This window comes from Variovorax paradoxus (assembly GCA_016806145.1).
Taxonomy (GTDB): Bacteria; Pseudomonadota; Gammaproteobacteria; order Burkholderiales; family Burkholderiaceae_C; genus Variovorax.
Genome location: CP063166.1, coordinates 5,407,933 through 5,424,035, shown reverse-complemented (window position 1 = coordinate 5,424,035; position 16,103 = coordinate 5,407,933). Strand labels below are relative to the sequence as shown.

Annotated in this window: 17 protein-coding genes; 9 read left to right on the top strand and 8 right to left on the bottom strand. The window is 69.1% G+C overall.

Annotation, left to right across the window (positions count from 1 at the left end; all coding sequences use genetic code 11):
• Positions 1-2 precede the first annotated feature (2 nt).
• Positions 3-1,037 (bottom strand): ubiquinol oxidase subunit II, encoded by a 1,035-nt coding sequence (gene cyoA / locus INQ48_25310; GenBank protein ID QRF56624.1) that lies wholly within the window; start codon positions 1,035-1,037, stop codon positions 3-5.
• A 187-nt stretch (positions 1,038-1,224) separates the two neighbouring features.
• Here cyoA and INQ48_25305 point away from each other — a divergent pair, with 187 nt between their 5' ends.
• From INQ48_25305 to INQ48_25295, 3 genes are all read left to right on the top strand, one after another.
• Positions 1,225-2,559 (top strand): MFS transporter, encoded by a 1,335-nt coding sequence (locus tag INQ48_25305; protein QRF56623.1) that lies wholly within the window; start codon positions 1,225-1,227, stop codon positions 2,557-2,559.
• A gap of 87 nt (positions 2,560-2,646) precedes the next feature.
• On the top strand, positions 2,647-3,327 hold the full coding sequence (locus INQ48_25300; GenBank protein QRF56622.1) for an HAD family phosphatase: 681 nt from the start codon (positions 2,647-2,649) through the stop codon (positions 3,325-3,327).
• Positions 3,324-3,647 (top strand): hypothetical protein, encoded by a 324-nt coding sequence (locus tag INQ48_25295; protein QRF56621.1) that lies wholly within the window; start codon positions 3,324-3,326, stop codon positions 3,645-3,647. Before INQ48_25300 ends, INQ48_25295 begins: the two co-directional genes overlap by 4 nt.
• Here the strand turns inward: INQ48_25295 and INQ48_25290 are convergent.
• The 5 genes from INQ48_25290 to INQ48_25270 form a co-directional block, all read right to left on the bottom strand.
• Positions 3,590-4,615 (bottom strand): isopenicillin N synthase family oxygenase, encoded by a 1,026-nt coding sequence (locus INQ48_25290; GenBank protein ID QRF56620.1) that lies wholly within the window; start codon positions 4,613-4,615, stop codon positions 3,590-3,592. The genes INQ48_25295 and INQ48_25290 overlap by 58 nt on opposite strands.
• A complete protein-coding gene (locus tag INQ48_25285) occupies positions 4,612-5,355 on the bottom strand; it encodes an amino acid ABC transporter ATP-binding protein (protein QRF56619.1) in 744 nt (247 codons plus the stop codon). Before INQ48_25285 ends, INQ48_25290 begins: the two co-directional genes overlap by 4 nt.
• Positions 5,352-6,086 (bottom strand): amino acid ABC transporter permease, encoded by a 735-nt coding sequence (locus INQ48_25280; protein QRF56618.1) that lies wholly within the window; start codon positions 6,084-6,086, stop codon positions 5,352-5,354. Before INQ48_25280 ends, INQ48_25285 begins: the two co-directional genes overlap by 4 nt.
• A gap of 19 nt (positions 6,087-6,105) precedes the next feature.
• On the bottom strand, positions 6,106-6,801 hold the full coding sequence (locus INQ48_25275) for an amino acid ABC transporter permease (protein ID QRF56617.1): 696 nt from the start codon (positions 6,799-6,801) through the stop codon (positions 6,106-6,108).
• Between the two features lie 218 nt (positions 6,802-7,019).
• Positions 7,020-7,847, bottom strand: coding sequence for an ABC transporter substrate-binding protein (locus INQ48_25270; protein ID QRF56616.1), 828 nt, complete (start codon positions 7,845-7,847; stop codon positions 7,020-7,022).
• 201 nt (positions 7,848-8,048) lie between these two features.
• Here INQ48_25270 and INQ48_25265 point away from each other — a divergent pair, with 201 nt between their 5' ends.
• The 4 genes from INQ48_25265 (at position 8,049) to INQ48_25250 (ending at position 13,153) form a co-directional block, all read left to right on the top strand.
• Positions 8,049-9,251 carry a trans-2-enoyl-CoA reductase family protein gene (locus INQ48_25265; GenBank protein ID QRF56615.1) on the top strand — a complete coding sequence of 401 codons (1,203 nt, stop codon included), beginning with the start codon at positions 8,049-8,051 and terminating at the stop codon, positions 9,249-9,251.
• Positions 9,252-9,254: 3 nt separating this feature from the next.
• Positions 9,255-9,674, top strand: a complete 420-nt coding sequence (locus INQ48_25260; GenBank protein ID QRF56614.1) for a group II truncated hemoglobin — start codon at positions 9,255-9,257, stop codon at positions 9,672-9,674.
• Positions 9,675-9,702: 28 nt separating this feature from the next.
• Positions 9,703-10,926 carry an FAD-dependent oxidoreductase gene (locus INQ48_25255; GenBank protein QRF56613.1) on the top strand — a complete coding sequence of 408 codons (1,224 nt, stop codon included), beginning with the start codon at positions 9,703-9,705 and terminating at the stop codon, positions 10,924-10,926.
• A 151-nt stretch (positions 10,927-11,077) separates the two neighbouring features.
• Entirely contained in the window at positions 11,078-13,153 is a 2,076-nt protein-coding gene (locus INQ48_25250) for a bifunctional 2',3'-cyclic-nucleotide 2'-phosphodiesterase/3'-nucleotidase (GenBank protein ID QRF60889.1), read from the top strand.
• 30 nt (positions 13,154-13,183) lie between these two features.
• Here the strand turns inward: INQ48_25250 and INQ48_25245 are convergent, their stop codons facing one another.
• Positions 13,184-13,855 carry a Smr/MutS family protein gene (locus INQ48_25245; GenBank protein ID QRF56612.1) on the bottom strand — a complete coding sequence of 224 codons (672 nt, stop codon included), beginning with the start codon at positions 13,853-13,855 and terminating at the stop codon, positions 13,184-13,186.
• Positions 13,855-14,532 carry a DNA repair protein RadC gene (gene radC, locus INQ48_25240; protein QRF56611.1) on the bottom strand — a complete coding sequence of 226 codons (678 nt, stop codon included), beginning with the start codon at positions 14,530-14,532 and terminating at the stop codon, positions 13,855-13,857. The genes INQ48_25245 and radC overlap by 1 nt, the downstream gene beginning before the upstream one ends.
• Positions 14,533-14,639: 107 nt before the next feature.
• Here radC and INQ48_25235 point away from each other — a divergent pair, with 107 nt between their 5' ends.
• Together INQ48_25235 and ispH are read left to right on the top strand one after the other, a co-directional pair.
• The gene (locus INQ48_25235; protein QRF56610.1) at positions 14,640-15,092 is read left to right on the top strand and encodes an FKBP-type peptidyl-prolyl cis-trans isomerase; all 453 of its coding nucleotides are present in this window, start codon (positions 14,640-14,642) and stop codon (positions 15,090-15,092) included.
• Positions 15,093-15,123: 31 nt separating this feature from the next.
• Positions 15,124-16,092 (top strand): 4-hydroxy-3-methylbut-2-enyl diphosphate reductase, encoded by a 969-nt coding sequence (ispH, locus tag INQ48_25230; GenBank protein ID QRF56609.1) that lies wholly within the window; start codon positions 15,124-15,126, stop codon positions 16,090-16,092.
• The last annotated feature ends 11 nt before the right edge of the window (positions 16,093-16,103 follow it).

Sequence of the window (16,103 nt, the reverse complement as noted above, 5' to 3'; positions counted from 1 at the left end):
CGTCATTCTTCGGTGGTGCACATCGCCGTGACGTACTTGCCGTACGCACGCTTGGGCGAATTGATGTCGTCGGGTTGCCAGGGCTTGGCGGTCGCCACGTTGTAGGCGCCGGGCTTGCCCAGGCCGCCGTCGGCGTCGATCGCCATCATCTGGCTCATGCACATCTTGCTGCGGTCGACGCAGCGGTTGAGGATGGCGCCGTAGAGGTCGGGCGACACGCTCGCGAAATGCTTCGCCGGCTCACGCTCGCTCGGCACTTCGAGCTTCTGGTAGCGCTCGCGGCTGAGTTCGCCTTCGGGGCTGGACTTGACCTTCCGCACCCACTGGTCGAAGTCGGCGTTGCTCAGGCCGTGGAACTTGAAGCGCATGCCCGAGAAGCCGGCGCCGCTGTAGTTGGCCGAGAAGCCGTCGAACTCGCCGGGCGCGTTGATGACTGCGTGCAGCTTGGTCTCCATGCCGGGCATGGCGTAGATCTGGCCGGCCAGCGCGGGAATGAAGAAGGAGTTCATCACCGACGAGGCGGTGATCTTGAAGGTGATCGGGCGGTCCACCGGGGCCGCGAGTTCGTTCACCGTGGCGAAGCCCTGCTCGGGGTAGATGAACAGCCACTTCCAGTCGAGCGCCACCACTTCCACGGTCAGCGGCTTGATGTCGGCCGTGACCGGGCGCTGCGCGTCGATGCGGCTGAGCGGGCGATAGGGGTCGAGCGTGTGGGTGCTGATCCAGGTGATCGCGCCCAGCGCGATGATGATCAAGAGCGGCGCGGCCCAGATCGCGAGCTCGAGCTGGGTCGAGTGGTCCCAGTTCGGCTTGTAGATGGCTTCCTTGTTCGAGGCGCGGTAGCGCCAGGCGAAGAAGACCGTCAGCGCGATCACCGGGATGATGATGATCAGCATCAGCACGGTCGAGACGACGATCAGCCGTCCTTGCTGGTTGGCGATGTCGCCGGAGGGATTCAGGAGCACCGTGTTGCAGCCCGCCAGGAAGGCGAGGGGCAACAGCAGGAGCCATCGGCGAAGGGTGTGGAGGATGGGCATGCCGAGAGACGGAAGGGCGGAAGGGTGGCCAGGGCCGCGCGAAAGACCCCACAATCTACGACCAAAGGTTCCCGCAGGCTATTGGACGTTTTGTCCTATGGCGGGAATCCTCGTTCGGTGAGACGCTCGGAGTCTGTTTCATGGCCTACCTTTGTCACGCTTCGTGACAACCGAATTACATAACCCAATGACGACGTCCAGCATCAGCCCGCAAGGCGCATCGCCTGTGCCGCACACGTCCGACACCGGCGCCCCGGAGGACGACCACTCGCGCATCGACCCGGGCGAGATCGCCGTCGGCGTGGTCATCGGCCGCGCCTCGGAATATTTCGACTTCTTCGTCTACGGCATCGCTTCGGTGCTGGTGTTCCCGGCGGTCTTCTTCCCGTTCGAGCAGCGGCTCGAGGGAACCCTCTGGGCCTTCGTGGTCTTTTCCTTCGCCTTCATCGCACGGCCGTTCGGAACTGTCATCTCGATGGAGATCCAGCGACGTTTCGGCCGCGAGACCAAGCTCACGCTCGCGCTGTTCGTGCTCGGCACCTCGACCGCCGGCATCGCCTTCCTGCCGGGCTATGCCAGCCTGGGCTTCACCTCGATCGTGCTGCTGTCGATCTTCCGCTTCGGCCAGGGTCTGGCCTTCGGCGGCTCGTGGGACGGTCTGCCGTCGCTGCTCGCGCTCAACGCCCCGGCCAACCGCCGCGGCTGGTACGCCATGCTGGGCCAGCTCGGCGCGCCGATCGGCTTCTTCGTGGCCAGCGCGCTGTTCGCGTACCTCTATTCGAGCCTGACGCTCGAGGACTTCCTCGACTGGGGCTGGCGCTACACCTTCTACGTGGCCTTCGCGATCAACGTGGTGGCGCTGTTCGCGCGCCTGCGCCTGGTGGCGGCCGACGAGTACGCGCGCCTGCTCGAGGAGCGCGAACTGCAGCCCACCAGCGTGGTCGAGCTGGTCCGCTCGCAGGGCTCGAACCTGCTGATCGGCGCCTTCGCGGCGCTGGCCAGCTATGCGCTGTTCCACCTGATCACCGTGTTCCCGCTGTCGTGGATCACGCTGTACTCGAACCAGGCCATCACCGAGTTCCTGGTGATCCAGATGATCGGCGCCGTGCTCGGCGCCGGCGGCATCGTGGCCTCGGGCCTGATCGCCGACCGCATCGGCCGCCGCTCCACGCTCGGCGGCCTCGCGGGCCTGATCGCCGTGTTCAGCGGGTTCGCGCCCACGCTGCTCGACGGCGGCAAGATCGGCCAGGACGTGTTCATCCTGCTGGGCTTCATCCTGCTGGGCCTGTCGTACGGCCAGGCCGCCGGTGCCGTGACCGGCAACTTCGAGGCCAAGTACCGCTACACCGGCGCCGCGCTGACCACCGACCTGGCCTGGCTGATCGGCGCCGCCTTCGCGCCGCTGGTCGCGCTGGGGTTGTCGGCGCACTTCGGGCTGGCCTACGTGAGTGTGTACCTGCTGTCGGGCGCGGCCGGAACGCTGGCGGCGCTGGGCTTGAACCGGGCGCTGGTGCGCGACTGAGCGCGCGCCGTCGCATCCATTGCACGAGAAGGGGCCCTTGCGGCCCCTTCGTCATTCGGGGCGGGGCTCGAGGGTAGGATCGTGGCGATGTTCTCCGCCGCAATCTTCGACATGGACGGGCTGCTGATCGACTCCGAGCGGCCCATCATGGCCGCCTGGATGGCGGCCGCCCGCACGCTCGACGTCGAGCTCAGCCACGCCCAGTACCTGCAGGTGGTGGGCCTGGCCACCGCCGAGTCCGAGCTCATCCTCTCGGGCCTGCTCGGCGGCCAGGCCGCCTTCCGCCATGCCCTCGAGCACGTGCGCCAGGCGCTGGCGCTCGAACGCTCCGACGGCACGCCGCTGTTCCCCATCAAGCCCGGCGCGGCCGAGTTCCTGGGCGCCCTGCGCGCGCGCGGCACGCGCTGCGCCGTGGCCTCGTCCTCCACCAGCGGGCAGATCCAGGCCTGCCTCGGCAGCCTCGGCGTGCTGCATCACTTCGAGGCCTTCGCGGGTGGTGACGAGGTGCCGCGCGCCAAGCCCGACCCGGCGCTCTACCTGCTCGCGGCCTCGCGCCTGGGCGTGGACCCGACGCAGTGCATCGCCTTCGAGGACAGCGAGAACGGCGCCAAGGCCGCGCTGGCCGCGGGCCTGCGGGTGGTGATCGTGCCGGACCTCAAGCACCCGCCCGCGGCGATCGTCGAGCAGGCCTTCCACGTGCTCGAGTCGCTGCACGACGCGAACGCGCACCTGCCGCGCTGGTTTCCTGGCGAGATGGTGCGGCCGTGATCAGGATCGGCACCCTGTGCCATGTGCTCGACAGCTGCCTCGCGTCGCCGATGACCGAGCGCGCGGTCGGCCGCATCGTCGAGGTGGTCTCGGCACCCTATGAAGCGCCGAGCGAGCGCTACCTGCCCGGCACCTACTACGACGTGCTGTTCGAGGGCTGGACCTTCTACTGCCGCAGCGACAAGCTGGTGCCGATCTCCGACCCCGGCGCAGATGTCGGCCGCTGGGAGGACGAGTTCCTCGACCTCCCGGCGAGCGCGCCTCAGAGCACTTCGTCGCGCAGCTGCGGGAACACCTTCGACACCTTCGCCAGCAGGTAGTCGCCGTAGCGGCCGCTGAAGGCGTGCACGTTGGCGCGGTCCCAGCGCTCGGCGCTGTCGTCCGCGGCCACCGCGCCCGCGAGGCCCTCGATGCGCTGCACGCGCGCCTCGAAGTTGGGATCGAAGAACAGCGGGAACGACAGCCGGTTGCGCCCCGAGGTGTTGCGCTTCACGCGGTGCGGCGTCGACTTGTAGAGGCCGCCGGTCATGCGGTCGAGCATGTCGCCGATGTTGCAGACGAAGGAGCCCGCGATCGGCGGCGCATCGATCCAGCCCGCGGGCGTGTGCACCGCGAGGCCGCCCACGCTGTCCTGGTGCAGGATCGTCAAGAGGCCGTAGTCGGTGTGCTCGCCCACGCCCCATTGCACGTCCAGGCCCTCGGGCACCGGCTGCGAGGGATAGTCGAAGAGCCGGAACAGGATCAGCGGATCGCCCGTGTAGCGCGCCGCGAAGTAGTCGGCGGGCAGGCCGAGGCTCAGCGCGATGCCTTCCATCAGCCGGTGACCGAGCTGCGTCACGGCCGCCATGTAGCCGAGGATGGTGTCGCGGAAGTCCTCGAGGCCCGGCGCGTCGGGAAAGAGATTCGGCCCGTGCACCGGCGTCCTGGCCTGCACCAGTGGATGCGTGGCCGGCAGCTCGGTGCCGAGGTAGAGCCCTTCCTTCCAGTCGGGCCGGCCCGAGGTCAGTTCGCCGCCGAGCGGGAAGTAGCCGCGCCAGGCGCGCCCGCCGAGCGCCATGCGCCACTGCATCTTGGTCGCCTCGGGCAGGTCGAAGAAGCGGTGGCTCAGGGTCTCGAGCCGCGCCACCAGCGCGGGGTCGACGCCATGCCCCGTCGCGTAGAAGAAGCCGTGCGCGCGGCAGGCCTCGCCGATGCGCGCGGCCACGGCCTCGCGGCCCGGCGCGTCGCCGGCCACCAGCGGCGCGACGTCGATCACGGGCAGGGTCTGGAGGGAAGCGGTATTCGTCATGGGATGCGTGCGAAGGGCGAGCGGATGTCGGACAGGAACTGCTGCGCGCGCGGATGCTGCGGGCGGTTGAAGAAGTCATCGGGCGTGGCGCGCTCGAGCACCTTGCCCTCGTCCATGAAGATCACGCGGTCGGCGACCTCGCGCGCGAAGCCCATCTCGTGCGTCACGCAGACCATGGTCATGCCGTCGCGCACCAGGTCGCGCATCACCAGCAGCACCTCGCCGACCATCTCGGGGTCGAGCGCGCTCGTGGGTTCGTCGAACAGCATCACCGGCGGCTGCATCGCGAGCGCGCGCGCGATCGCCACGCGCTGCTGCTGGCCGCCCGACAGCTCGCTGGGCCAGGCCCGGGCCTTGTTCGCGAGGCCCACGCGCGCGAGCAGCGCCATCGCGCGTTCCTCGGCCTGCGCGCGCGAGAGGCCGTGCAGCTGCATCGGCGCCATGGTGCAGTTCTGCAGCACCGTGAGGTGCGGGAACAGGTTGAACTGCTGGAACACGAAGCCGATGCGCGAGCGGAAGGCGTTCACGTCGGTGCCCGGCGCGTGGATGTCCTTGCCCTCGATCAGGATGCGGCCCGACTGGATCGCCTCGAGCCGGTTGAAGGTGCGGATCAACGTGGACTTGCCCGAGCCCGAGGGGCCGCAGACCACGACCACCTCGCCCTTGTGGATGGTTTCGCTCACGTCCACGAGCGCGTGGTAGCTGCCGTACCACTTGTTGACGTTCTGGAGTTCGATCATGCGGAAGCCTTGCGGGCGGCGGCCCGGCCCTCGGTGACCGCGACCACCGGCAGGCCGCGCCGCGCGAGGCGGCGCTCGAGCCAGTAGGCGAAGCGCGAGAGGCCGAAGCAGAGGATGAAATAGGTCAGCCCGAGGATGCCGAAGACCTGGGCCGGCTTGGTGAACACCTGGGTGTTGATCTGGGTGGCGATGAACGAGACCTCGGCCAGGCCGATGATGTAGCCCAGCGAGGTCTCCTTGATGGTCGAGACGAACTGGTTCACCAGCGAGGGCAGCATGCTGCGCAGCGCCTGCGGCAGCACCACCAGGCGCATCGCGCGGCTCCAGCTCAGACCGAGCGCGCGCGCGGTCTCCATCTGGCCGCGCGGCAGGCCCTGGATGCCGGCGCGCACGATCTCGGCCAGGTAGGCGGCGTCGAACACCACCAGCGCGATCAGCATCGTGGCGAACTGGTCGGTCTTCACGCCGGTGACGCTGGGCAGGAAGAAGTAGGCCCAGAAGATCACCATCAGGAGCGGCAGCCCGCGCACCACGAACACGAAGCCGCTGACCGGCCAGCGCAGCCAGCGCCACGGGCTCACGCGCGCCAGGCCGAGCACGATGCCCAGCGGCAGCGCGAGCACCAGCCCGCACGAGGCCAGCAGCAGGGTCAGCACCAGCCCGCCGAGCGGGCCGTTGGGGTACTGGCCGATCAGGAAGTAGAGCCAGTAGTCCTGGATCAGCTCGATCATCGCGAAGCCTCCGTGCGCATCACAGCGTCCTCACCGGGAAGCGGTGGTGGTACCAGCTCGCGAGCGCCGTGATGGCGAGCGAGACCGTGAGGTAGGCCGCGCTCGCGAAGGCGAAGGACTCGAAGCTGCGGAAGGTCGCGCTTTCGACCTGGCCAGCCTGGTACATGAGTTCGGCCACGCCGATCACGGTGGCGATGGAGGTGTTCTTCCACAGGCTCAGGGTCTGCGAGATCAGCGGCGGCACGGTCACGCGCAGCGCCTGCGGCAGCACCACGCGGCGCATCGTCGCGAGCCAGCCGAAGCCCAGCGCGCGGCCGGCCTCGAACTGCACCGCGGGGATCGAGCGGATGCCGCTGCGCATGTCCTCGGCCATGAAGGCGGCCGTGTAGAGCGACAGCGCGACGATCGCGCTGTAGGCCTCGATGTGGCCCGCGTAGAGCCATTGCTTCACGCCTTCGGGCAGCAGCTCGGGCGCGCCGAAGTACCAGAACAGCATGTGGGCCAGCAGCGGGATGTTGCGGATCGATTCCACGTAGGCGAAGCCGAGCCAGCGCAGCGGCGCCAGCGGCGACAGGCGCAGCATGGCCACCACGAGCGCGATCGGCAGCGCGCACACCAGCGAGGCCGCGAGCAGCTGCAGCGACAGCCACAAGCCCGCGACGAGCATGTCGTGGTACTTGCCGGTCAGCAGCAAGGAATAGTCGAACAGGGGCATGGGGGCGACAGTATCGCTGCCGCGAGAGGAGTCCGCCCACTACCCGGGAGCGTGGCGGGCAATGGGGCGGCTGCCGAATGCGGGCAGCCGGACGCAGAGGACGCGAAGGTGACGCGAAGAGCGCGAAAGAAAACCTGGAAGACTTTCTTTCTCTTTTCGCGTCCTTTGCGAAACCTTCGCGTCCTCTGCGTCCGGTGGCCCGATCCCGATATGGGAGATCAGTCGATCTTGTCGCTCTCGAACTTGAAGTCGCGCGTCTGGAAGCCCGAGGCGGTGTTCGGGCCGTACCACTTCACGAAGATCTTCTCGGCCTCGCCCGACTTCTCGAGCTCGCGCAGCGTGTCGTCCACCACCGCCTTCAGGCCGGTCTCGCCCTTCTTGATGCCGATGGCCAGCGCCTCGGTGCTGAGGTTCTGCTTGAGCACCACGTACTGGGCCTTCTGCGGGCCGAGCTTGGCGTAGCTGCGCAGCAGCGCGGCCTCGTCGTCGACGTAGCCCACGCCCTTGCCCTGCTGCAGCGCCTGGAAGGCCTGCTGGCTGGTGTCGAAGGTCACGACGTCGGCCGTGGGCACGGCCTTGCGGATGTTGGGTTCCTGGGTGCCGCCGCGGATGGTCAGCACCTTCTTGCCGCCGAGTTGCGATACCTCGGCGATGCCGCTGTCCTTCTTCACGATCGCCTTCTGGCCGGTCACGAAGGTGGTCAGCGAGAAGTCGATCTGCGCCTCGCGTTCCTTGTTGTGCGTGAGGCCGGCGGCGACCAGGTCGACGTGGCCCTGCTGCAACTCGGGAATGCGCGCGGCCACGGCGATCTGCTTGAGCGTGGTCTTCACGCCGATCTTCTTGGCGATGGCGTTGGCGAGGTCGACCTCGTAGCCCACGATCTGGCGCGTCTTGGGGTCGATGAAGGTGGCGGGCTCGTCGGTGCCGAGCACGCCGACCACGAGTTCGCCCTTCTTCTTGATGTCGGCCAGCTGGTCGGCGTGGGCCACGGTGCCCGCGAGCAGGGCGGAGGCGGCGAGGGCCGCGGCGAGGATGTTCAGGCGCATGTGTTTCTTCTCCTTCTGTGAATGCAAGGGCGGCACCATATCAACAAAACTTCGGTTCATTAAATGGTCAATCCATATATGTACATGGCCGCATGGGAATGAACGTGCGGTAAATTCGCGCCCGCGCGCCCGTCAAGAGACCGGTGCCCGGCGCCTCGCGCGCCACCCGTCCTTTTCCTTTCCCAGACTGCCTTCCTCCCCATGATCATCCAACCGCGCGTGCGTGGCTTCATCTGCGTCACGACCCATCCCGTCGGCTGCGAGGCCAATGTCCGGCAACAGATCGAGCACGTGCGGGCCCAGGGCCCGGTCGCGGGCGCGCCGAAGCGGGTGCTGGTGATCGGTGCCTCCACCGGCTATGGCCTCGCGGCGCGCATCGTCGCGGCCTTCGGCGGCGGCGCCGACACGCTGGGCGTGTTCTTCGAGCGCGCCGGCAGCGCCACCAAGACCGGCACGCCCGGCTGGTACAACACGGCCGCCTTCGAGCGCCTCGCCACGGCCGAGGGCCGCTATGCGAAGAGCATCAACGGCGACGGCTTCTCCGATGCGGTCAAGCAGCAGGTGATCGAGACCATCCGCCAGGACCTGGGCCAGGTCGACCTCGTGGTCTACAGCCTCGCGGCGCCGCGGCGCACCCATCCGAAGACCGGCCAGATCTTCAACTCCACCCTCAAGCCCATCGGCCAGGCGGTGAGCCTGCGCGGCATCGACACCGACAGCGGCACGGTCAAGGAGACCGTGCTCGAGCCCGCGACGCAGGAGGAGATCGACAACACGGTGGCCGTGATGGGCGGCGAGGACTGGCAGCTGTGGATCGACGCGCTGCACGAAGCCGGCGTGCTGGCCGAGGGCGCGAAGACCACGGCCTTCACCTACCTCGGCGAGAAGATCACGCAGGACATCTACTGGAACGGCTCGATCGGCGCGGCCAAGAAGGACCTCGACCGCACCGTGCCCGCGATCCGCGCCAAGCTCGCGGCCCATGGCGGCGGCGATGCGCGCGTGGCGGTGCTCAAGGCCGTGGTCACGCAGGCCAGCTCGGCGATCCCGATGATGCCGCTGTACCTCTCGCTGCTGTTCAAGGTGATGAAGGAAGAGGGCACGCACGAGGGCTGCATCGAGCAGGTCGACGGCCTGTTCCGCGAAGGCCTCTACGGCAGCGCGCCGCCGCTCGACGAGGAAGGCCGGCTGCGCGCCGACCGCAAGGAGCTCGCGCCCGCAGTGCAGGCGCGCGTGCTCGAGCTCTGGCCGCAGGTCACGAGCGAGAACCTGCAGGCGCTGACCGACTTCGCGGGCTACAAGGCCGAGTTCTTGCGCCTGTTCGGCTTCGGCATCGAGGGCGTGGACTACGCGGCCGATGCCAATCCCGACGTGCCGATCCCCGGCCTCGTGCAGGTGGGCTGAGCGATGCAGATCCAGGACAAGCCGCCCTTCGACACGCCCTTCGAATGGATCGGCGGCGAGGAAAAAGTGCGCGCGCTGGTCGAGCGCTTCTACGACCTGATGGACCTCGAGCCCGGTTACGCGCAACTGCGCGCGGTGCACGGCAGCGACCTCGACAACGCGCGCCAGCGGCTGTTCTGGTTCCTCTGCGGCTGGCTCGGCGGCCCCGCTTACTACACCGACCGCTTCGGCCATCCGATGCTGCGCGCGCGCCACCTGCCGCAGAGCATCGGCGGCCACAGCATCGGCATCAAGGAACGCGACCAGTGGCTGGCGTGCATGGACCAGGCCATGGGCGAGACCGAGGTGCCCGAGGACCTGCGCGCGCGGCTGCGCGACTCCTTCTTCAAGACCGCCGACTGGATGCGCAACCGCGCCGGCTGAGCACAACGACCTTCGAAAGACTCACTTCATGAATTCCATCGTCATCATCGGCGGCGGCCACGCGGCGGCCCAGTTGTGCGCCGGTCTCGCCGAGGCGGGGCAGGGCGCGCGCGTGCACCTGGTCTGCGAGGAGGCCTGCGAGCCCTACCACCGCCCGCCGCTGTCGAAGGCCTTCCTCAAGAGCGCCGAGGAAGCCACGCAGCCGCACAAGGCGGCCGACTGGTACCGCGAGGCCGGCATCACGCTGCACCTGGGCGATGCGGCCGTGGCCATCGACCGCGAGGCGCGCAACGTGACCCTGCGCTCGGGCGCGGTGCTGCCGTGGGAAGCGCTGGTGCTGGCCACCGGCACGCGCGCGCGCCGGATCGCCGCGCTCTCGCACGAGCTGGTCAATGTCGCGAGCCTGCGCGCGGCCGACGAGGCGCATCGCCTGCGCGCGCGGCTGGCCGAGGCGCAGCGCGTCACGGTGCTCGGCGGCGGCTTCATCGGCCTCGAGGTCGCGGCCACCGCCAAGGCGCTCGGCAAGGAGGTGCAGGTGATCGAGAGCGCGCCGCGCCTGCTGGGCCGCGCGGTCTCGCCCGAGCTCTCGGACCACGTGCTGGCCACGCACCGCGCCGCCGGCATCGACATCGTGCTGGGCGCGACCGCCGACGGCTTCGAGGTCGAGGGCGACCGGCTGGTGTCGCTGCGCGTGAACGGCGCGCCGCAGCCGGTCGACCTGCTGCTGCTGGGCATCGGCGCGGTGCCCGAGACCGCGCTCGCGCAGGCCGCAGGCATCGAATGCGCCGACGGCATCGTGGTCGACGAGCACATGCAGACCAGTGCGGCCGGCGTGCTCGCGGTTGGCGACTGCACGCGCTTCCCCGACCGGCGCGCGGGCCGCGCGCTGCGGCTCGAGTCGGTGCAAAACGCCAACGACCAGGCGCGCACCGCGGTTGCGACGCTGCTGGGAACGGCGCGCGCGCACGACGTGGTGCCATGGTTCTGGTCCGACCAGGGCGGCATGCGGCTGCAGATGGTGGGCCTGGTGCCGGCCGAGGGCACGGCGGGCCATGTCACGGTGCGCCGCGCGGGGCCCAAGCCCGACGCCTTCTCGCTGTTCCACTACGTCGACGGGCAACTCGCGTGCGTGGAATCGGTGAACGCGCCGGTCGATCACATGATGAGCCGCAAGCTGCTCGACGCGGGCCGCAGCCCCGACCCCGCGGCGATCGCGGACGCTGCGGTACCACTTAAGAATCACCTCGCGTAAACATCCGGTCACGGCTTGTCGCAACGCGGCTGCATTTCAGGATTCATTCACCGGACTGTCACTTCGGCTTCGGAGACTGGTCTTCCTTGAACAGGAGGGAGACCTTTCGATGAAGCCACGCGCAAACACCCGCTTTCCACGCACCGCGTCCATGACCGCCTGCGCCGCACTGATCGCCACCGCCATGCTGAGCGCGTGCGGCGGCGGCGATGGCGGCGGCGGCGTGTTCCTGCCGGTGCCGCCGCCCGCGCCGGCACCGTCCCCGGCGCCCGCCCCCGCGCCGATCGCGGCCGGCACGCGCGCTACCGTCGCGCTGCTCGAGACCACCGACCTGCACTTCAACGTGCGCAGCTACGACTACTTCAAGCTCGCCGAGGACAAGTCCTATGGCTACGAGCGCACCGCCACCCTGATCGCGGCCGCGCGCAAGGAGTTCGCGAACACGCTGCTGTTCGACAACGGCGACACCATCCAGGGCACCGCGCTGGCCGACTACGAGGCGCTGGTGAGCCGCATCCCGTGCACCCAGCCGCTGTCGATGTACAAGGCGATGAACGCCGCTGGCTTCGACGCCGGCACGCTGGGCAACCACGAGTTCAACTACGGCCTCGACTTCCTCAACCAGGCCATCGGCGGCGGCCTCGACGTCGAGGGCGTGGACGGCACGAAGAAGTGCGCCGGCCCGAACTTCCCGCTGGTGCTGGCCAACGTGCAGAGCGTGAAGAGCGGCAAGCCGCTGCTCGCGCCCTACACCATCGTCAACAAGCGCTTCACCGCCACCGCGCCCGACGGTTCGCGCGTGACGGTGCCGCTGAAGGTCGGCGTGATCGGCTTCACCACGCCGGGCATCATGAACTGGGACAAGCGCTATCTCGAGGGCAAGCTGCGCACCGAGGGCGCGGTGGAAGCGGCCACGCGCTACATCCCGGAGCTGCGCGCCAAGGGCGCCGACATCGTGGTCGCACTGCAGCACGGCGGCCTCGACGCCGCGGCCTACACGCCGACCATGGAGAACCCGGGCCTGCACCTGTCGAAGGTGCCGGGCATCGACGCGCTGCTGATGGGCCACCAGCACGGCGTGTTCCCCGACCGCGGCGCCAGCCCCGGCTTCAAGCAGCCGGGCGTGCACAACGCCGCCGGCACCGTGAACGGCGTGCCGGCCGTGATGCCGAGCTCGTGGGGCAAGGCGCTGGGGGTGATCAAGCTCGAGCTGTCGTGGGACGGCAAGGCCTGGGCCATCGACAAGAGCAAGACGGCGGTCGAGGCGCGCTCCACCCAGACCGGCAAGGACGACGCGGGCAAGGCGGTCTACGTCGATGCCGACCCGGCCATCGCGCCGCTGATCGAGACCCAGCACCAGGCCGCGATCGACTACGTGAAGACGCCGATCGGCAGCACCGACTTCCGCATGAACACCTACTTCGCCGACGTCGGCGACCCGGGCGCGATCCAGATCGTGAACCAGGCCCAGGCCGACTACGTGAAGAGCTACATCCAGGCCAACCTGCCGCAGTACGCGAGCCTGCCGGTGCTGTCGGTCAGCGCGCCCTTCAAGTCGGGCTACGAGGGCGGGCGCGACTACACCGACGTGGCCGTGGGCAACCTCGCGATCTTCAACGCGGCCGACCTCTACCTGTACCCGAACACCGTGTACGCAGTGAAGGTCACGGGCGCCGAGATCAAGGCCTGGCTCGAGGCCGCGGCCAAGCGCTTCAACAGGATCAGCACCACGGCCACGGCCGACCAGCAGCTGATCGGCACCTTCCCGGGCTACAACTTCGACATGTTCACCACGCCCGACGTGCAGTACGAGATCGACGTGACGCAGGAGGTCGGCAGCCGCATCCGGAACCTCACCTACCTGGGCGCGGCCATCGATCCGGCCAAGGAATTCGTGATCGCCACCAACAACTACCGCGCCACCAGCGGCGCGAGCTTCATCCCCGCGCTCGACGGCCGCGCGACGATCTATGCCTCGCCCGATGCCAACCGCGACGTGCTGATCGCCTACGTGAAGGCGAAGAAGACCATCACGCGCGCGGCCAACGGCGCGGCGCGCAGCTGGCGCTTCACCAAGGCCACGACGGCCGGCAACGTGGTGTTCACCTCGGGGCAGGGCCAGCTCGCGTCGGCGACGGCGGCGGGGCTGGACAACGTCTCGCTGCTGACGGCGGACGACGGGAGCGGGAAGGGGCGCTCGGTCTACAAGCTCGATCTGAGCAAGTGAGGGGGGCTCCCTCCTGCCGGAGGGAGCAGCTCAGCGCTTAACCGGCGCCAGCAGCACCACCAGCGCTCCGGCCCCGCCCTCGGCCGGCTTGGCCTGCACGAAGGCCAGCACCTCGTTCTTCTGGATCAGCCAGCGCTGGGTCTTGGTCTTGAGCACCGGCTGCTTGCCGGGCGACCCCAGCCCCTTGCCGTGCACCACGCGCACGCAGCGCAGGCCCTGCTTGTGCGCGTTGCGGATGAAGCCGCCGAGCGCCTCGCGCGCCTCGTCGCTGCGCAGGCCGTGCAGGTCGACCTGGGCCTGGATCGTCCAGTCGCCCTTGCGCAGCCGTGCGGTCACGTCGGTGCCGATGCCGGGCCGGCGGAAGCTCATGGCGTCGTCGACGTCGAGCAAGGTGGTGACATCGAACTCGTCGGACAGCGATTCGCGCAGCACGCGCTGCTCGTCGAGCTGGTGCTGCACCGGGATCGGCGCCGGTGGCTCGGGCGCGAGCGGCACGGTGCGCGTCCTGGGGCGCAGCGGCTCGGTGGCGCCGACGGCGCGCGCGAACAGGTCCTTTTCGGCCGCGCGCTTGCGCTCGGCCGCGGCGCGCTCGGCGGCCTCGGCCGCTTCGCGCTCGCGGGTTTCGGCGAGCTGGCGCTGCACCTGCTTGAGGTCGGCGAGGTTCTTCAGGCTCCTGGGCGCGGGCGGACGTGCGGCGGCCATCAGAGCAACCCCCGTTCGGCCATCGAGAAGCTGCGGCCCGTGCTCACGATCACGTGATCGAGCACGCGCACGTCGACCAGCGAGAGTGCGGCGCGCAGCGTTTGCGTGAGGGCTTCGTCGGCACGCGAGGGCTCGATGCTGCCGCTCGGATGGTTGTGGGCCAGCACCACGGCGGCCGCATGGTGGTGCAGCGCGCGCAGCACGATCTCGCGCGGGTAGACGCTGGTCTGGGTGAGGGTGCCGCGGAACAGCTCCTCGAGCACGATCAGCCGGTGCTGCGCATCGAGGAACAGCACCGCGAACACCTCGTGCGCCCGCGTGCCGATGTGCAGCTGCACGTACTGCTGCACGGCCTCGGGCGCGTCGAGCACGGTGCGCTGCGAGAGCTGCTCGGCCATGGCGCGGCGCGCGAGCTCGAGCACCGCGATGAGCTCGGCGCGCTTGGTGGCGCCGCCCATGCCGCGCACGCCGCGCAACTGCTCGGGGCTGGCCTGCAGCAGGCCCGCGAGGCCGCCGAAGCGCTCGTGCAGCTCCTGCGCGAGCTGCAGCACGTTCTTGCCGGCCACGCCGGTGCGCAGCAGCAGCGCGAGCAGCTCGGTGTCGGCCAGCGCGGCGGCGCCGCGCGCGATGAGCTTCTCGCGCGGGCGGGCATGTTCGGGGAGATCCTTGAAAGCCATGGAGAGCCTGCTAAACCTTGAACGGGGCGGGTGGAAGCGCCCGTCCTTAAAATGCAGCCCAGTTTATCGGGACACCCGTCTTGTCTTTGTCAACCATTGCTGCCCCCATGTCCCAAACGCCCCACGTCGTCACCCCCGGCTCCTTCCTGACTCTGCACTACCGGCTGTCCGGGCCCGCGGGCGACATCATCAACACCTTCGCCGACAAGCCCGCCACGCTGTCGCTGGGCAACGGCGAGCTCTCGCCGGCGGTCGAGCAGCGCCTGCTGGGCCTCGAGGAGGGCGCGCACGCCACCTTCGAGCTGCCGGCCGGCGAGGCCTTCGGCGAGCGCAATCCCGAGATGCAGCAGTGGGTCGCGAAGAAGCTGCTGGCGCAGATCGGCGACCCCGACGAGCAGTACGCCGTGGGCGACGTGGTGCAGTTCCCCACGCCCGACGGCACCGGCAGCTATGCCGGCGCGGTGATCGAGTCCAACGAGACCGGCGTGCGCTTCGATTTCAACCATCCGCTCGCAGGCCAGCCCGTGACCTTCGAAGTGCAACTGATCGGGGTGTTGTGATGGCACGCGCCGCCGCGGCCGGGGAGGCACGATGAACGAAGGCATCGAGGAAGTCATCCTCGCCGAGCCGCGCGGCTTCTGCGCCGGCGTGGACCGCGCGATCGAGATCGTCGAGCGCGCCATCGCCAAGTTCGGCGCGCCGATCTACGTGCGCCACGAGATCGTGCACAACACCTACGTGGTCAACGAGCTCAAGTCCAAGGGCGCGATCTTCATCGAGGAGTTGTCGGACGTGCCGCCCGGCGCCACGCTGGTGTTCAGCGCGCACGGCGTGAGCAAGGCGGTGGAGCAGGAGGCGCGCGACCGCGGCTTCGAGATCTTCGACGCCACCTGCCCGCTGGTGACCAAGGTGCACGTCGAGGTCGCCAAGCTCGCCAAGGAAGGCTACGAGTTCATCATGATCGGCCACAAGGGGCATCCCGAGGTCGAGGGCACGATGGGCCAGCTCTCGAGCGGCATCCACCTCGTGGAAGACGTGGAGGACGTCGCGCGCGTCGCGCCGGGCCAGACCGAGAAGCTCGCGGTGGTCACGCAGACCACCTTGAGCGTGGACGACGCGGCCGAGATCGCCGCCGCCGTGCGTGCGCGCTTTCCGGCCGTGCGCGAGCCCAAGCAGCAGGACATCTGCTACGCCACCCAGAACCGCCAGGACGCGGTGAAGATCATGAGCCCGCAGGTCGACCTCGTGATCGTGGTCGGCAGCCCCACCAGCTCCAACAGCAACCGGCTGCGCGAACTGGCGCAGCGCCTGGGCACCGAGAGCTACATGGTCGATTCGGCCGACGAGCTCCAGCCCGAATGGTTCGAGGGCAAGACCCGCATCGGCCTGACCGCCGGCGCCTCGGCACCCGAGGTGCTGGTGCGCGAGGTGATCGAGCGCGTGCGCGCGTTCGGCGCGGTCTCGGTGCGCAAGATGGACGGCATCGAGGAAACCATCAAGTTCCCGCTGCCCAAGGGCCTCAAGCTGGCCGACATTCCTCCTCCTGGACACATCTCTTGACCGCTGCCGCA

What these genes read in the sequence shown, in the direction of transcription:
- cyoA (QRF56624.1), bottom strand. Translation starts at nt 1,037, where the DNA reads ATGCCCATCCTCCACACCCTTCGCCGATGGCTCCTGCTGTTGCCCCTC.
- INQ48_25305 (QRF56623.1), top strand. Translation starts at nt 1,225, where the DNA reads ATGACGACGTCCAGCATCAGCCCGCAAGGCGCATCGCCTGTGCCGCAC.
- INQ48_25300 (QRF56622.1), top strand. Translation starts at nt 2,647, where the DNA reads ATGTTCTCCGCCGCAATCTTCGACATGGACGGGCTGCTGATCGACTCC.
- INQ48_25290 (QRF56620.1), bottom strand. Translation starts at nt 4,615, where the DNA reads ATGACGAATACCGCTTCCCTCCAGACCCTGCCCGTGATCGACGTCGCG.
- INQ48_25285 (QRF56619.1), bottom strand. Translation starts at nt 5,355, where the DNA reads ATGATCGAACTCCAGAACGTCAACAAGTGGTACGGCAGCTACCACGCG.
- INQ48_25280 (QRF56618.1), bottom strand. Translation starts at nt 6,086, where the DNA reads ATGATCGAGCTGATCCAGGACTACTGGCTCTACTTCCTGATCGGCCAG.
- INQ48_25275 (QRF56617.1), bottom strand. Translation starts at nt 6,801, where the DNA reads ATGCCCCTGTTCGACTATTCCTTGCTGCTGACCGGCAAGTACCACGAC.
- INQ48_25270 (QRF56616.1), bottom strand. Translation starts at nt 7,847, where the DNA reads ATGCGCCTGAACATCCTCGCCGCGGCCCTCGCCGCCTCCGCCCTGCTC.
- INQ48_25265 (QRF56615.1), top strand. Translation starts at nt 8,049, where the DNA reads ATGATCATCCAACCGCGCGTGCGTGGCTTCATCTGCGTCACGACCCAT.
- INQ48_25260 (QRF56614.1), top strand. Translation starts at nt 9,255, where the DNA reads ATGCAGATCCAGGACAAGCCGCCCTTCGACACGCCCTTCGAATGGATC.
- INQ48_25255 (QRF56613.1), top strand. Translation starts at nt 9,703, where the DNA reads ATGAATTCCATCGTCATCATCGGCGGCGGCCACGCGGCGGCCCAGTTG.
- INQ48_25250 (QRF60889.1), top strand. Translation starts at nt 11,078, where the DNA reads ATGACCGCCTGCGCCGCACTGATCGCCACCGCCATGCTGAGCGCGTGC.
- INQ48_25245 (QRF56612.1), bottom strand. Translation starts at nt 13,855, where the DNA reads ATGGCCGCCGCACGTCCGCCCGCGCCCAGGAGCCTGAAGAACCTCGCC.
- radC (QRF56611.1), bottom strand. Translation starts at nt 14,532, where the DNA reads ATGGCTTTCAAGGATCTCCCCGAACATGCCCGCCCGCGCGAGAAGCTC.
- INQ48_25235 (QRF56610.1), top strand. Translation starts at nt 14,640, where the DNA reads ATGTCCCAAACGCCCCACGTCGTCACCCCCGGCTCCTTCCTGACTCTG.
- ispH (QRF56609.1), top strand. Translation starts at nt 15,124, where the DNA reads ATGAACGAAGGCATCGAGGAAGTCATCCTCGCCGAGCCGCGCGGCTTC.